The sequence below is a fragment of the Pseudomonas sp. 58(2021) genome (assembly GCF_017491585.1).
Classification (GTDB): domain Bacteria; phylum Pseudomonadota; class Gammaproteobacteria; order Pseudomonadales; family Pseudomonadaceae; genus Aquipseudomonas; species Aquipseudomonas fluorescens_BT.
The window spans coordinates 237,087-251,055 of the sequence record NZ_JAFGYZ010000004.1; the positions used below are offsets into that span (position 1 = coordinate 237,087).

Annotated in this window: 14 protein-coding genes; 6 read left to right on the forward strand and 8 right to left on the reverse strand. The window is 60.0% G+C overall.

Translation table 11 applies throughout. The annotated features are described in order from the left end of the window. Positions 1-106 precede the first annotated feature (106 nt). The gene (gdhA, locus tag J5M72_RS06525) at positions 107-1,444 is read left to right on the forward strand and encodes an NADP-specific glutamate dehydrogenase (RefSeq protein ID WP_207864744.1); all 1,338 of its coding nucleotides are present in this window, start codon (positions 107-109) and stop codon (positions 1,442-1,444) included. Here gdhA and J5M72_RS06530 read toward each other — a convergent pair. The 4 genes from J5M72_RS06530 to J5M72_RS06545 form a co-directional block, all read right to left on the reverse strand. Further along, positions 1,441-1,935, reverse strand: coding sequence for a GreA/GreB family elongation factor (locus tag J5M72_RS06530; protein ID WP_207864746.1), 495 nt, complete (start codon positions 1,933-1,935; stop codon positions 1,441-1,443). The genes gdhA and J5M72_RS06530 overlap by 4 nt on opposite strands. A gap of 70 nt (positions 1,936-2,005) precedes the next feature. Further along, complete coding sequence (locus tag J5M72_RS06535; protein WP_169431990.1) at positions 2,006-2,362, reverse strand: hypothetical protein; 357 nt, start codon at positions 2,360-2,362, stop codon at positions 2,006-2,008. A gap of 84 nt (positions 2,363-2,446) precedes the next feature. Then, positions 2,447-4,300, reverse strand: coding sequence for a DUF4105 domain-containing protein (locus tag J5M72_RS06540; RefSeq protein ID WP_207864748.1), 1,854 nt, complete (start codon positions 4,298-4,300; stop codon positions 2,447-2,449). A 95-nt stretch (positions 4,301-4,395) separates the two neighbouring features. Continuing rightward, positions 4,396-4,884, reverse strand: a complete 489-nt coding sequence (locus tag J5M72_RS06545) for a DUF3015 domain-containing protein (RefSeq protein WP_007950971.1) — start codon at positions 4,882-4,884, stop codon at positions 4,396-4,398. 302 nt (positions 4,885-5,186) lie between these two features. Between J5M72_RS06545 and J5M72_RS06550 the strand changes: the two genes are divergently transcribed. Next, on the forward strand, positions 5,187-7,625 hold the full coding sequence (locus tag J5M72_RS06550) for an AAA family ATPase (protein WP_169431988.1): 2,439 nt from the start codon (positions 5,187-5,189) through the stop codon (positions 7,623-7,625). Between the two features lie 242 nt (positions 7,626-7,867). Next, the gene (locus J5M72_RS06555) at positions 7,868-8,197 is read left to right on the forward strand and encodes a hypothetical protein (RefSeq protein WP_169431987.1); all 330 of its coding nucleotides are present in this window, start codon (positions 7,868-7,870) and stop codon (positions 8,195-8,197) included. Between the two features lie 6 nt (positions 8,198-8,203). On the opposite strand, the gene J5M72_RS06560 is transcribed toward J5M72_RS06555, so the two are convergent. Beyond that, positions 8,204-10,033, reverse strand: a complete 1,830-nt coding sequence (locus J5M72_RS06560; RefSeq protein ID WP_207864750.1) for a hypothetical protein — start codon at positions 10,031-10,033, stop codon at positions 8,204-8,206. Between the two features lie 162 nt (positions 10,034-10,195). Here J5M72_RS06560 and J5M72_RS06565 point away from each other — a divergent pair, with 162 nt between their 5' ends. From J5M72_RS06565 to J5M72_RS06575, 3 genes are all read left to right on the forward strand, one after another. Next, the gene (locus tag J5M72_RS06565) at positions 10,196-10,684 is read left to right on the forward strand and encodes a TIGR00645 family protein (protein WP_007950967.1); all 489 of its coding nucleotides are present in this window, start codon (positions 10,196-10,198) and stop codon (positions 10,682-10,684) included. 135 nt (positions 10,685-10,819) lie between these two features. Then, positions 10,820-11,125 carry a DUF6482 family protein gene (locus tag J5M72_RS06570; protein WP_169431985.1) on the forward strand — a complete coding sequence of 102 codons (306 nt, stop codon included), beginning with the start codon at positions 10,820-10,822 and terminating at the stop codon, positions 11,123-11,125. Between the two features lie 126 nt (positions 11,126-11,251). Continuing rightward, positions 11,252-11,869, forward strand: coding sequence for an FKBP-type peptidyl-prolyl cis-trans isomerase (locus tag J5M72_RS06575; RefSeq protein ID WP_085689724.1), 618 nt, complete (start codon positions 11,252-11,254; stop codon positions 11,867-11,869). A 49-nt stretch (positions 11,870-11,918) separates the two neighbouring features. On the opposite strand, the gene J5M72_RS06580 is transcribed toward J5M72_RS06575, so the two are convergent. From J5M72_RS06580 to J5M72_RS06590, 3 genes are all read right to left on the reverse strand, one after another. Next, positions 11,919-12,176 (reverse strand): hypothetical protein, encoded by a 258-nt coding sequence (locus tag J5M72_RS06580; RefSeq protein ID WP_039771721.1) that lies wholly within the window; start codon positions 12,174-12,176, stop codon positions 11,919-11,921. A 207-nt stretch (positions 12,177-12,383) separates the two neighbouring features. Beyond that, positions 12,384-12,725: a zinc ribbon domain-containing protein YjdM gene (locus tag J5M72_RS06585; protein ID WP_007950963.1), complete on the reverse strand. Its 342-nt coding sequence runs from the start codon at positions 12,723-12,725 to the stop codon at positions 12,384-12,386. 125 nt (positions 12,726-12,850) lie between these two features. Next, positions 12,851-13,819, reverse strand: coding sequence for a polyprenyl synthetase family protein (locus J5M72_RS06590; protein ID WP_207864752.1), 969 nt, complete (start codon positions 13,817-13,819; stop codon positions 12,851-12,853). Between the last annotated feature and the right edge of the window lie 150 nt (positions 13,820-13,969).

Sequence of the window (13,969 nt, forward strand, 5' to 3'; positions counted from 1 at the left end):
TTTGTTTTCATAAATGCGACATTTTTGTCTATTGCTGTGTACATGTCGTTTGTTACAGTCCGGCTCAATCTCTTCCAACGACAACACATTTGCCGAGACTTTTCCCATGATCGAATCCGTCGAATCCTTCCTCGCCCGTCTGAAAAAACGCGATCCGGATCAGCCCGAATTCCACCAGGCCGTCGAAGAAGTCCTGCGCAGCCTGTGGCCGTTTCTCGAAGCCAATCCGCACTATCTGACCTCGGGGATTCTGGAGCGCCTCTGCGAGCCGGAGCGGGCGGTGGTGTTCCGGGTGTCGTGGGTCGACGATCAGGGCAAGGTCCAGGTCAATCGCGGTTTCCGCATCCAGATGAACAGCGCCATCGGCCCGTACAAGGGCGGTTTGCGCTTCCACCCTTCGGTGAATCTGGGCGTGTTGAAATTCCTCGCCTTCGAGCAGACCTTCAAGAACGCCCTGACCTCGCTGCCCATGGGCGGCGGCAAGGGCGGTTCGGATTTCGATCCGAAGGGCAAGAGCGACGCCGAAGTCATGCGTTTCTGCCAGGCGTTCATGAGTGAGCTGTACCGGCACATCGGCGCCGACGTGGACGTGCCGGCCGGCGATATCGGTGTCGGCGCACGGGAGATCGGTTTTCTGTTCGGTCAGTACAAACGCCTGAGCAACCAGTTCACCAGCGTGCTGACCGGCAAGGGCATGACCTATGGCGGCAGCCTGATCCGCCCGGAAGCCACGGGTTTCGGTTGCGTGTACTTCGCCGAAGAAATGCTCAAGCGCCGCGAGCAGACCGTCGAAGGCAAGCGCGTGGCGATTTCCGGATCCGGCAACGTTGCACAATACGCCGCTCGCAAAGTGATGGACCTGGGCGGCAAGGTGATTTCCCTGTCCGACTCCGAAGGCACGCTGTATTGCGAAGCGGGTCTGAGCGAAGAGCAGTGGCTGGCGCTGCTGGAACTGAAGAACGTCAAGCGTGGGCGGATCAGCGAGCTGGCGGGCGCATACGGTCTGGAATTCCGCGCCGGTCAACTGCCATGGTCGTTGCCGTGCGAAATTGCGCTGCCATGCGCGACCCAGAACGAACTCGACGCCGAAAGCGCCCGCACCTTGCTGCGCAACGGCTGCGTCTGCGTGGCCGAAGGCGCGAACATGCCGACCACCCTTGAGGCTGTGGATATCTTTATCGAAGCGGGCATTCTGTTCGCGCCGGGCAAGGCATCGAATGCCGGCGGCGTGGCAGTCAGCGGCCTGGAAATGTCGCAGAACGCCATGCGCCTGTTGTGGACGGCGGGTGAGGTAGACAACAAGTTGCACGCGATCATGCAGTCGATCCACCACGCCTGTGTGCATTACGGTGAGGAAAACGGCCGGATCAACTACGTCAAAGGCGCGAACATCGCCGGGTTCGTCAAGGTCGCCGACGCGATGTTGGCGCAAGGAGTGGTTTAAGACAGGTCGATACGGATCACTTCGATCAGTTGATTACCGGCCGGACGCTGCCACAGCACTTCGTCGTTGAGTCGTGCGCCAAGCAGCGCGCGGCCCAGCGGTGAGGCCCAGTTGATCAGGCCGTTGGCGGCATCGGCCTGATCTTCGCCGACCAGTTGCACCCGACGCTCGGTGTTGTGTTCGTCGGCGTAGGTGACCCAACTGCCGATCTGCACCTTTTCGTTGGACGTCGGAGCTGGTGCGACCTGAGCGCTGCCGACCCGCTGATTGAAATAACGCAAATCCCGTTCGAGATCAGCCAGCCGCTGTTTGTCGGCCTGTTCGCCCTTTGCGGACTGTTCTGTGTGCAGCGCCTGCAGCTCGGCAACTTTCGCCTGCAACTGGGCAAGTCCTTGTGGCGTGACGTAATTGGGCTGCGTGCTGATCTGCCGTTCGACTGGCTGATCGGCTTGCGCAGCGGCGTTGTCTTCGTTGACGAAGGCGCGACTCATGATGGGCTCCTGTTACAACCGTTGGGCCATGGTCGCAGGCATTTGGTTTCACCGGATGTCTGGAAACGACCTACTGCGAACGATAGGCCCGCGCGGCACCCTGGTCCTTTTCCTGCTGCCAGGCGCGTTCGCGTTCGTCCCAGTGTTCGTTGCGATACTGTTCGCGATCCTTGTTTTCCAGCATCGCCTGACACTGCCGGAAACCGTCGCTCCAGCCTTCGGCGTATTGCTTGTCCTTGAGATAACGCGGCACGTTCTTGCGAAACTCGCCGCTGATCGAGCCGGCTGCCTGACGACCGCTGATGCAACCGTCATCGAAACCGTCGGCGAACGCCGGTGGATAACCTTTGGCAATCAGGTCTTCGTGGGTGCTCTGACAGCCACCCAGCAACAGCAACACGCCCACAAACCCCGCACACCGCCACATCACACTCTCCCGGGCCGTCAAACGGCTGATAGGGAAAGTCTAGAAGCGGATTCGTCGATGGGGCGTGAAAGAAAGATCAAAACCTCAGTAGTGATACCACTTCACTTCCAGCATCACCTCGGTCTCCGGCGTTGCCAGATGGCTGAACTCGCGCTGGGCACTCAGGCGCAAGCCGAGGTTGCGCGACAATTCCCACTGCTGGTTCAGACTCAGACTGCGGCGCACTTCACCATTGAAGAAGTAATCGCCCTTGGCCTCCACACTGAGATTGCCCAACGGGTTCTTCCAAAGCACGCCGGTATTGAAACCGCCTGCCGGGGAAACGAATTCGGCGAAATCATTGTTGTGTTCAACGCGCACCGTGCCGAGGGCAAAACCGAGCACATCGTCACCCAGCGCCCAGGTTCCGCCACCGCCGCCATTGACGTGGCTGACCAGGTTTTCGTCGTCATGCTTGCCCGGTACACGTTCAAGGCCACCGGTAACTTGCCACGACAGCGGCTGCAACAGCGCATTGCGCGGCGTCAGCGAGCGGATGGTCGCCAGATCCAGCTGCTGGAATTGCCAGTGATTGCCTTCGTACTGGCGCAGCTTCATCTGCAGGATTTCGATCTGCGCGCCGAGGGGGAAACTCTCGGCGTTGTCGTTGAGGTCGTGATAGGCCATGCGCAAGCCGTATTCGCCGAACGCACGGTCCCCGCGCGTGCCGAGACCGGCCTGCCAGGTACGCGATTCGTGGCCGTCTTCGGGCAGGCCCGGTTGTGGGATTTGCAGCTCCGGCGCCGGGTTCTTGTTGATCGCCCGCAGCAGCTCGAAACTGCGCTGCGCACGCTGTGGATCACGTTCCTGGCCGTTGGCGCGGTAGCGTTCCAGCCGATACGCGGCGTCGATGATCAGCGCTTGGCGGTCTCGGGGCAGGGCCTGGAAGGCTGGATCCTGCAAATGCTGCTGGTCGGCGCTGACTTTCAGTACCCAGTCCTGTTCTTCGCCGGTCAGTGGCTCGGCGCGGCTGAGCAATTCACGCTCGCGGGACGGGCGGTATTCGATGCTCTCTACCAGCCCGGACTCCTTTACCGCCTTGACGGTGTCGGTGGGGATCGCCGTCAGCGGGAACTGTTCTGTCAGGCGCAGGCTCGGGCGTGCCACCTGCAACAGTTCGAGCAGGCGATAGGAGCAGTTTTCGTCGAAGAAGAAATAGTCGAACTGAATCTGCTTCAACTCCCACACATGCTCGACCATGCGTGCGGTTTCTGCTTGCGTCAGGTTGAGCCGGTACTCCCACAGGTCGCGGTTTTCCAGGCTGCGGTACTCCGAGAGTTTTTCCTGATAGGGCACCAGTGCGAACAGCCCCGGATAACCGCCCATCAGGCCTTTCCAGGCGTAAAGAATGCTGTTGTCCGAACCTTCGATGTAGGCGCCGAAGTTGATCGCGTAACTGAGCAGCGACGTCTTGTCGCTCTGTACGTCAGCCTGGTCGATACGCAGCAGGGTGTGACCGAACATCGACGACGGGCTGTTGAGGTAGGCCGCCGGGAAAATCATCACTGCGCTGTGGGGGGAGACGTCCTTGAACCATTTCTTGAATTCGGCGCAGTCCGGTGTCGGCAGGTCGGTCAGGTTCAGTTGATCTTTCAGCCAGCGGGTGCGTGCCGGGTAGACGCACTGGGCGTGTTGCTCACCGAGACGGGCGGGGGCGTACAGCGCCTGCACGGTGGCGGCCAGTTCATGGTCGGGGTGTTCGTTGCCATCGGGAGCGAGGAAGAACTTTTTGTCGCTGACGTAGCTGCGCCAGCCACCGAGTTTGGCGGTTTCGTAATGACCGAGGGAAATCCAGAAGCGGTCGCTGGCCAGTTGCTGCAAACGGTGAGGGTCGATGTGAGGCGCGGCGGACAGCGGGGCGCAGACACACAGCGCCAGCCAGGCAAGGCGTTTGAGCATAGGTGGCAACTTAAGTCGAAAGAAACAAAAGACCCAAGGAAGGGCGGGCCGAAAAAATAAAACCCGCTTCCCGAAAGAAGCGGGTGGGGCCGAGCTTAAGCCTGAGTGGCGTACTTGGCCAGACGAGGGTCTGCTTTCAGCACGGCCAGGGTGTTGGTATGCACGTCTTCGGCAGTCACGTCAGCCTTGCTGAAGATCTGCTGAAAGTGCTCGTGAGTGACGGCGGCGAAGTGCGCACGGTCTTCCGGCGCCACGCCCAGTACCACGGCATAGGTTGTCAGCGCTTCGCCGTTGCCTTTTGCCATGTCTTCGGACAGCTCGTTCATCATGCCATTCATGGCAAACCAGGATTTGCCGCCATAGGTCAGCGAGGCGTTGGTGGAGCAACCGTTGGTACCGGATGTCATGCCGAACGTGGCGTTGCCGGAGGTGCCGTTGGTGGTGGATGCCAGGAAGTGAGCCGGAGTGCCACGCTGACCTTCGAACAGCATGTTGCCCCAACCGCAATCCGGGCCGCCTGGAGCTTGCGCCATTGCGTTGATGGATACAGCGGTGAAGAGAGTACCGAGAAGAATCCGTTTCATAGCTTTGTTCTCTTTGTGTGCATACCAATGGACAGGGTTCTGGCCCCCAAGCTCTGTACGAAACAGATCCAGACGAAGCCAGTGGGCCGGTATTAGTTCCAGCCGCGCAGTTTGGAGTTTAGGCACGTTCCGAGGGTTCCGTGAGTTTTTGCACAATATTTGGAATAAACCCCGGTTTCACGGGACCGGGCCGCGGGCAGGGCGGCTGTCTATGCTTTGTGTCGTGTGGCGCGCCTTGCCAGTGGGGCTCGGGCAGCGCCAGAATGCCGCTATCTGCCCCGCCTGATTGTTAAGGAAGTCCGATGCCTGATCCTGTTGCTGCCAGCTTGCGTCTAGCGCCCGAAGCGCTGACCCGTCCGTTTTCCGCTGAACAGTTCAGCTTCACTACCACCAATGATCTGGAGCCCTTTCGCGGTGTGCTTGGCCAGGAACGTGCGGTCGAAGCCTTGCAGTTCGGTGTGGCCATGCCACGCCCCGGTTACAACGTATTCGTCATGGGCGAGCCCGGCACCGGCCGTTTCTCGTTCGTCAAACGCTACCTGAAGGCCGAAGGCAAACGCCTGCAGACCCCGGCGGACTGGGTCTACGTCAACAATTTCGATGAGCCGCGCGAACCCCGCGCCCTGGAATTGCCATCGGGCAGCGCCGGTGCCTTCATCGGCGACATCAACGGCCTGATCGACAACCTGCTGGCGACCTTTCCTGCGGTGTTCGAACACCCGTCCTACCAGCAGAAGAAGAGCGCCATCGACCGCGCCTTCAATCAGCGCTACGACAAGGCACTGGACGTCATCGAACGTCTGGCCCTGGAAAAAGACGTCGCCCTGTACCGCGACAGCAGCAACATCGCCTTCACCCCGATGCTTGAGGGCAAGGCGCTGGACGAAGCCGAATTCGCCCAGTTGCCGGAAGCCGAGCGCGAACGCTTTCACGACGATATTTCCGGCCTCGAAGAACGCCTGAACGAAGAATTGGCGAGCCTGCCGCAGTGGAAACGCGAATCGAGCAACCAACTGCGTCAGCTCAATGAAGAAACCATCACCCTGGCCTTGCAGCCTTTGCTCGCACCGCTGTCGGAGAAGTACGCGGAAAATGCGGCCGTCTGCGGTTACTTGCAAGCGATGCAGGTGTATCTGCTGAAAACCGTGGTCGAGCAATTGGTCGATGACAGCAAGACCGATGCGGTCGCGCGCAAGCTGCTGGAAGAACAATACGCACCGAGCCTGGTGGTCGGTCATCCACACAGTGGCGGTGCACCGGTGGTATTCGAGCCGCATCCGACCTACGAAAACCTGTTCGGCCGCATCGAATACACCACCGATCAGGGCGCGCTCTACACCACCTATCGTCAGTTGCGACCGGGTGCGCTGCACCGCGCAAACGGTGGTTTCCTGATCCTCGAAGCGGAAAAAATGCTCGGCGAGCCATTCGTATGGGATGCGCTCAAGCGCGCCCTGCAATCGCGCAAGCTGAAAATGGAATCGCCGCTGGGCGAGATGGGGCGTTTCGCTACCATGACGCTCAACCCGCAGTTCATTCCGTTGAATGTCAAAGTGATCATCATTGGCGCGCGTCAGCTGTACTACACGCTGCAGGACCTCGATCCGGACTTCCAGGAGATGTTCCGTGTTCTGGTGGATTTCGACGAAGACATCCCGATGGTCGACGAAAGTCTGGAGCAGTTTGCCCAGTTGCTGAAAACCCGCACTTCGGAAGAAGGCATGGCGCCGCTGACCGCCGATGCGGTGGCGCGTCTGGCGACTTACAGCGCGCGTCTGGCCGAGCATCAGGGGCGGTTGTCGGCGCGGATCGGCGATCTGTTCCAGCTGGTCAGCGAGGCGGATTTCATTCGTCACCTGGCCAGCGATGAAATGACCGACGCAGGCCACATCGAACGCGCCCTGAAGGCCAAGGCTACCCGCACCGGCCGTGTGTCGGCACGGATTCTCGACGACATGCTGGCAGGGATCATCCTGATCGACACCGACGGCGCGGCGGTCGGCAAGTGCAACGGCCTGACCGTGCTCGAAGTCGGTGACTCGGCGTTCGGTGTGCCGGCGCGGATTTCCGCCACGGTCTACCCGGGCGGCAGCGGCATCGTCGACATCGAGCGCGAGGTCAACCTCGGTCAGCCGATTCACTCCAAGGGCGTGATGATTCTCACCGGGTATCTGGGCAGCCGTTACGCCCAGGAATTCCCGCTGGCGATTTCCGCCAGCATCGCGCTGGAGCAGTCCTACGGCTACGTCGATGGCGACAGTGCGTCGCTGGGCGAGGCGTGCACGCTGATTTCGGCCTTGTCGAAAACCCCGCTCAAGCAGTGTTTTGCCATCACCGGATCGATCAACCAGTTCGGCGAAGTGCAGGCGGTGGGTGGGGTCAACGAGAAGATCGAAGGCTTTTTCCGTCTCTGTGAAGCACGTGGACTGACAGGTGAGCAAGGCGCAATCATTCCTCACGCCAACGTCGCCACGCTGATGCTCGACGAGAAAGTGCTGGCTGCAGTGCGTGCAGGGCAGTTCCATGTTTATGCGGTGCGTCAGGCAGATGAAGCGCTGAGCCTGCTGGTGGGTGAGCCTGCCGGTGAGCCGAACGAGAATGGCGAGTTCCCGGAAGGCAGCGTCAACGCGCGCGTGGTGGAGCGTCTGCGGGTGATTGCCGAAATGATCAGCGAAGAAGACCTGAAAGAGGCCGAGAAGGAACTGGCGCAGGAGGCGCTCGCCGAGGCCAAGCCGGCGTAAGCCAGGCTGCAGAACATAAATGGGAGCCTTGTGCTCCCATTTTGTTTTGTCGCGAACGTCGGCAAAAGTGCCATCACTCTGGCGTCAATATTCACACAATGACCATTCGGCGCCTTCTGGTTCTGCGCGGTTGGCGCGGCGGACTTTTCTTCTATTCTCAGCTCAAGGACATCGACAGTATCACGGGATCGAAACAGTCCTTCAGCAAGGGCTGAACACCGGCTTTACCGAGGGTCGCCGCCATGTCGCGCAACCTCTGCCTCACCCGTCAGTGCCTGGGTCTCGTAACCCGAATCGAATGCGCCATCAAGCCGTTGGCCGGCGATACCGGCATGTGGACTTTGCTCTTTGCCGCCGGCATGGCCGGTGAACAACCTTCCGCCATCAAGGCCCAAGGCCCGTTCCACGGGCCGGTCGCTGCCGAATCGATCCTCGATACCATCGTCGAAAGCCTGACGATGCACGGCTACGAACTGGCCAATGATCCGCAGATCTGGTCCTTGCACCTGCAAGCCCAGTTACGGCAGATCAACGGCGGACGTGGACGCAATATCGGCATTTTCGATCATTAGCGCCGATCAAGGCGCAGCGCCCTGGGTCTGCGCCTTCTCGAGCTTGACCTCAAAGCCGTACTGCACAGTGACGAGGTCGGTTCGATGATAGGTTTCCACCTGCGTCGGACGGCCGTGGAAATAGTGCACGCCGAACAGCGCCGGGCCTTCTGCGCCCGCGTCGTGGCTGACTGAAAGGATCTGCTTCAGGTAGTTGCCGCTGTCGTCCTTGACGAAGAATCGCCATTCGTTGGCCGGAAACAATTTCAGGTCCACCACCAGTTCGTTGTTCCTGATGTCCAGGCCCTTGGGCAATGCCTTGGCTTCGTAGGACTGTTTCGCCACCGTGGCGAGGAATAAGGGCATCGAACCGACGGCCACTGCCGGGGTTTCCGGAAACAGGTTCAAGTCATAAGTGATGGTCGCTTGCAGCGGATCCACCTGATACGCCTCGGCCGGCAATTCGATCGGCTCGTCGAGTTTGCCGTTGTGTTTTTCGGTGAAGAACGTCACCGGGCTTTCGCCGGGAGCCAGGTCGTCGCCCAGCAACTCGTCATTGAAGGTTTTGCGGTGATCGAACTCGATGCGCGCGGCGCTGGGCTCTTCCACTGACTGGCGGATATGAATGCTTTTCTTCAGCTCGTCCTCGGTCAGTGATGCACCTTTTAGCCAGTTGGGCGCCTGGTCGTCGTAGACGGTGATCGCCAGATCCAGCGGCTGCACGGTTTTCGCCGTGGTGTGCGCGTTGAATTCGCGGATCGGCAGGTCCAGTGGCCTGCGGGTGACGGTCGCCTCGGAGAAGTCCAGCACGCTGACTTCAAGGGTATCGATCGGCCCGTTGAAGTAGACCTTGTTGTAACGGCGCGTATGCTGCTGTTCGAAGGCGCGCTGGTCGTCGTTCAGCTGTTTCTCGAGATCCTCGCTCCAGGCCTTTTGCTGTTGCAGGTGCGTCAGTTGTTTTTGATAGAAGGCGATCTGCTCGGGGCTTTCATTGATGGCGCCGGCTCGCGCCAGATACTGGCCGGTGCTGTCACGGGCCTGGACGATCAGCGGGTTGAGCGGCGTGTTGGCGACTTCCGGGGCGAGCGGCAGATGGTTGCTGAATTCGACTTCGGCGTAGTTCTTTTCCAGCTTCAACAGGGTCACGCTGAGGTTGGCGTCGGTCCGGGTCTGGCCGACGTCCTGTTTGCCCAGATCGAAACGGTGCAGGCGTTTCGGGGCGATGACTTCCACCTGACCTTGCAGGCTCACAGGACGCGGCCGGGTTTTCTTGTCGACGTCCAGACCCTCGATGAACGGGTAGGTCACGGTCAGGTCGTCGGGGTTGGTGATATTGGAGCTGGACGGACTCAGTTGAATGCCCGGATCGGTTTCCGACCATTCCGGCTGGTAGGTGATCACCCGTTTGTTGCTCAACGTCACCGATTGCCACTCAACGCCATGGGGGAACAGAAACCCGCCGGGGATATTGAGATTGAAGGGAAACACCGGCTGCAGGTCGGTCAGGTAGTCGGAGCTGGCATCCTTGTGGAGCACGAACAGGCCGTTGATGAAGGTATCGACCAGCGCCTGGGGAGTGGGGTAATGCTTGAGCACGCCGAGGGCGTCTTCACCGTATTCGGTTCTGGGCGGTTTGTTGTCGAGACGTTGCTGCGCGCGCTCCAGGAGCAGTAGCGAGCCGCCGAGTTCGGTCACGGCATCCTTGAGTTTCGGGTCGGTGATGGCGTCCAGCGACTGTTCGAACTGCGCAGTCTTCTGTTCGAGGCTGAGCGGGTGTTTTTCCTCGCCGGGCGAGCAGCCGCCGATCGATAAGGCTAGGCAAATTCCGGCAGTCGTTAACGGCAATCGCACATCCATTTCCAGTCGTCCTGTCCACTGTCGCTGGGCTGTCAATGGTTTGGACACTAGCAGAAAAACTTTGACACACACACGCAGGTGGCGGATTTTCGGGCGGTTTCTGGCTGTCATGGGGGGCTGGTATACTCGCCGCCGATTACAACCCTTCTTGTGTGAGAGTCAATGGAACGCTTTATCGAAAACGCAATGTACGCCACGCGCTGGCTGCTGGCGCCGATCTATATCGGGCTGTCCCTCGGGCTGCTGGCGCTGGCATTGAAATTCTTCCAGGAAGTGTTTCATGTCATTCCCAACGTCTTCTCCATGGCCGAGTCCGAGCTGATTCTGGTGCTGCTGTCGCTGATCGACATGGCGCTGGTCGGCGGTTTGCTGGTGATGGTGATGATTTCCGGCTACGAGAACTTCGTGTCCGAGCTGAATATCGACGAAGGCAAGGAAAAGCTCAGCTGGCTGGGCACCATGGATTCCTCGTCGCTGAAGATGAAAGTGGCGGCGTCGATCGTGGCGATTTCCTCGATCCACCTGCTGCGGATCTTCATGGATGCCAAGAACGTCGATCCCGAGCACCTGATGTGGTACGTGATTATCCACATGACTTTCGTGATCTCGGCGTTCGCCATGGGTTATCTGGACAAGCTCACCAAGCATTGATGAGCTGTCGATGGCTGTAACAAAACCGCCCGTCTGTTGCGAAACAGACGGGCGGTGTCATTTGTGGCTTGTACTTTGTAGCGCCGAGGCATATCCCTGTAAGCGTCCCGGCTCGCTACAGCGTGAGGTGCGTTCATGAACCTGCAAGAGTTGAATGCGTTTGCCATCGCCAGGAAGGTCGATGAGCTGAACCTGATCTCCATGGAGGGCGGAATCTACCTGCTCGAGGCGCGGATGCACGGCGCGGCGTACCCGTTGAGCGATCCCCAGGGCAAGATGCTGATGCTGCGCTCGGTGGAGCATGCCCGGGATGTCCTGCACAACCTTCCGGTGCTGCCGTTCAACCTGGTCCACACCTCGGTACATGATGAAATGTGCGGTCTTGGTGCCAGCGGCGAAGAAAGCCTGAAAGTGCCGCTGGCCTGGCGCTCGGCACTGTAGGCTCCAGGGCCTGATCAATGGCGGAACATCTGTGCTAGTCTGCTCGCCCTTTTGGTTCCGGGCGCGCCGGGACGCGCTGTGCACGCACGGCATGTCCTGAGGCCGTCCGCACAGCGGAGCAGTGTCATGTCCGAAGTAAATCTGTCCACCGACGAAACCCGCGTCAGCTACGGTATCGGCCGTCAGCTGGGTGACCAGCTGCGCGACAACCCGCCACCGGGTGTCAGCCTGGACGCCATCCTGGCCGGTCTGACTGACGCATTCGCGGGCAAGCCAAGCCGCGTGGGTCAGGAAGAGCTGTCCGCCAGCTTCAAGGTGATCCGCGAGATCATGCAAGCCGAAGCCGCTGCCAAGGCCGAAGCCGCCGCTGGCGAAGGTCGTGCGTTCCTGGCTGAAAACGCCAAGAAAGACGGCATCACCACTCTGGCTTCCGGTCTGCAATTCGAAGTGCTGACTCAGGGCGAAGGCGCCAAGCCATCCCGTGAAGACACCGTGCGTACTCACTACCACGGCACGCTGATCGACGGCACTGTGTTCGACAGCTCCTACGAGCGTGGCCAGCCGGCAGAGTTCCCGGTCGGCGGCGTGATCGCCGGCTGGACCGAAGCCCTGCAACTGATGAATGCCGGCAGCAAATGGCGTCTGTACGTGCCGAGCGAACTGGCTTACGGTGCTCAAGGCGTTGGCAGCATCCCGCCGCACAGCGTTCTGGTGTTCGACGTCGAGCTGCTCGACGTTCTGTAATCCCGTTACCCTGCACAAGCGTGGCTTGTGCAGGGTTTCTCCGCCGTTCTCATACTTCGATCTTGTGATGCAGTTCACTGGTCGGGCGCAAGGCCCGGGCATAGCAGAACAGGAACAGATTGCGCACCAGCTCCTTGAGCACCAACGGTTCGCTGGAACTCAGGCCGCTGACGTCCAGATCCCCTTGATCCTGTAACTCGTGCAGGGCCTCTTCTTCCAGTACCGCGCAGACTTCGCCGGTTTCCCGATGCAGGATCCTGAGGTACGGGTGCGGGCGATCCAGCCAGGCGTCGATCAAATAAGTCATGGTTCTCATCTCCATTGAAAGGGTTTCAATGAGAATAATTCTTATTCGTCAAATAGCAAGCGCCTATTGGCGGTTCGTGATTTTTTATGGGTAAAGATTGCGTAAGGTCAAAACGGCTGGCATTTGGCTATTGCCTGGTTTTGTGGGGCATAGCGGGAGGGGGTGAAGCTCCATCCCACGACGGGCGCGGGATGGAAGACAGCAGGTTCAGACTTTTCTGACGAACTCGGATTTGAGTTTCATCGGGCCGATGCCGTCGATCTTGCAGTCGATGTCGTGGTCGCCGTCGCACAGGCGGATGTTCTTGACCTTGGTGCCGACCTTGACCACCAGCGAGGTGCCCTTGACCTTCAGGTCCTTGATCACCGTGATGGTGTCGCCGTCCTGCAGGACGTTGCCGACTGAATCTTTCTTCACGGCATCATCGGACGCGACTTCGGCTTCACCGCCGGCAGACCACTCGTGGGCGCACTCCGGGCACACCAGTTGGGTGCCGTCTTCGTAGGTGTATTCGGAATTGCATTTCGGGCAGGGTGGCAACGTGCTCACTAAGGCTCCTTGGAGAGAGGATCATTAAAAGTCGCACATTGTATAGGGTTTTAATCCGTGATGGCAGGCAACAAAAAACCGCAGGCTCCGACGGAGGCTGCGGTTTCTTGATTGCGCGGCGTTGATCAGTGCGTGCGGGCGACCGCGAACTCGCTCAGTTCAACCAGTGCATCGCGGTATTCGCTGGCCGGCAATACTTCGAGGCACTTGATCGCACGGGCCACGTAGTCGCGAGCCAGTTGTGCGGTGTATTCAAGCGAACCGGACGCTTCCACGGCAATGCGGATGCTTTCCAGGTCTTCGATCCCGCCTTTCTGGATCGCCTGACGTACCAGTGCAGCTTGCTCTGGCGTGCCTTCGCGCATGGTGTAGATCAGCGGCAGGGTCGGCTTGCCTTCGGCCAGATCGTCACCGACGTTCTTGCCCAGGGTTTCGGCGTCGCCCTTGTAGTCGAGCAGGTCGTCGACCAGCTGAAACGCCACGCCCAGGTGATCGCCGAAGGTGCGCAGGGCTTCGCTCTGCTCGGCGGTCGCACCGGCCAGCGCTGCGGCGCTGTGGGTCGAAGCCTCGAACAGCATCGCGGTCTTGCCGCGGATGACTTCCATGTAGGTTTCTTCGGTGGTGCTCGCGTCGCGAACCTTGGACAGTTGCAGCACTTCGCCTTCGGCGATGATGCGCGTGGCCTGGGACAGGATCTTCATCACCGGCATCGAACCCAGTTCGACCATCATTTCGAACGAACGCGAGTACAGGAAATCGCCGACCAGCACGCTCGGGGCATTGCCCCACATGGCGTTGGCGGTCGAACGGCCACGGCGCATGCCGGACATGTCGACCACGTCGTCATGCAGCAGGGTGGCGGTGTGCAGGAATTCGATGGTGGCGGCCAGCAGACGCATGTCGTCGCCTTCGCGACCCAGGGCCTTGCCACACAGCAGCACCAATAAAGGGCGCAGGCGTTTGCCGCCGGCCGACGTGATGTAATCGCCGATTTTCGATACCAGCGGCACTCGGGAAGTCAGCTGCTTCTTGATGATGCCGTCGACGGCGCTAAAATCGTCCGCCACCGCGCGGTAGAAAGCTTGGGGTTGCATCAGCGACAGGTGCTCCAGAAGGGTTGCGCGGCATGCTAGGACCCACGTCCGGGCCTGTCAAGGCGCGATGGACGGCCCCTTGCATGACTTCGAAGGCTTGCGTACAATCGCGCACCCTGAACTTCCTGGGCAGCACCTGCCTTACGCAAT

Coding starts and splice junctions, on each gene's coding strand:
- gdhA (WP_207864744.1), top strand. CDS start 107: ATGATCGAATCCGTCGAATCCTTCCTCGCCCGTCTGAAAAAACGCGAT.
- J5M72_RS06530 (WP_207864746.1), bottom strand. CDS start 1,935: ATGAGTCGCGCCTTCGTCAACGAAGACAACGCCGCTGCGCAAGCCGAT.
- J5M72_RS06535 (WP_169431990.1), bottom strand. CDS start 2,362: ATGTGGCGGTGTGCGGGGTTTGTGGGCGTGTTGCTGTTGCTGGGTGGC.
- J5M72_RS06540 (WP_207864748.1), bottom strand. CDS start 4,300: ATGCTCAAACGCCTTGCCTGGCTGGCGCTGTGTGTCTGCGCCCCGCTG.
- J5M72_RS06545 (WP_007950971.1), bottom strand. CDS start 4,884: ATGAAACGGATTCTTCTCGGTACTCTCTTCACCGCTGTATCCATCAAC.
- J5M72_RS06550 (WP_169431988.1), top strand. CDS start 5,187: ATGCCTGATCCTGTTGCTGCCAGCTTGCGTCTAGCGCCCGAAGCGCTG.
- J5M72_RS06555 (WP_169431987.1), top strand. CDS start 7,868: ATGTCGCGCAACCTCTGCCTCACCCGTCAGTGCCTGGGTCTCGTAACC.
- J5M72_RS06560 (WP_207864750.1), bottom strand. CDS start 10,033: ATGGATGTGCGATTGCCGTTAACGACTGCCGGAATTTGCCTAGCCTTA.
- J5M72_RS06565 (WP_007950967.1), top strand. CDS start 10,196: ATGGAACGCTTTATCGAAAACGCAATGTACGCCACGCGCTGGCTGCTG.
- J5M72_RS06570 (WP_169431985.1), top strand. CDS start 10,820: ATGAACCTGCAAGAGTTGAATGCGTTTGCCATCGCCAGGAAGGTCGAT.
- J5M72_RS06575 (WP_085689724.1), top strand. CDS start 11,252: ATGTCCGAAGTAAATCTGTCCACCGACGAAACCCGCGTCAGCTACGGT.
- J5M72_RS06580 (WP_039771721.1), bottom strand. CDS start 12,176: ATGACTTATTTGATCGACGCCTGGCTGGATCGCCCGCACCCGTACCTC.
- J5M72_RS06590 (WP_207864752.1), bottom strand. CDS start 13,819: ATGCAACCCCAAGCTTTCTACCGCGCGGTGGCGGACGATTTTAGCGCC.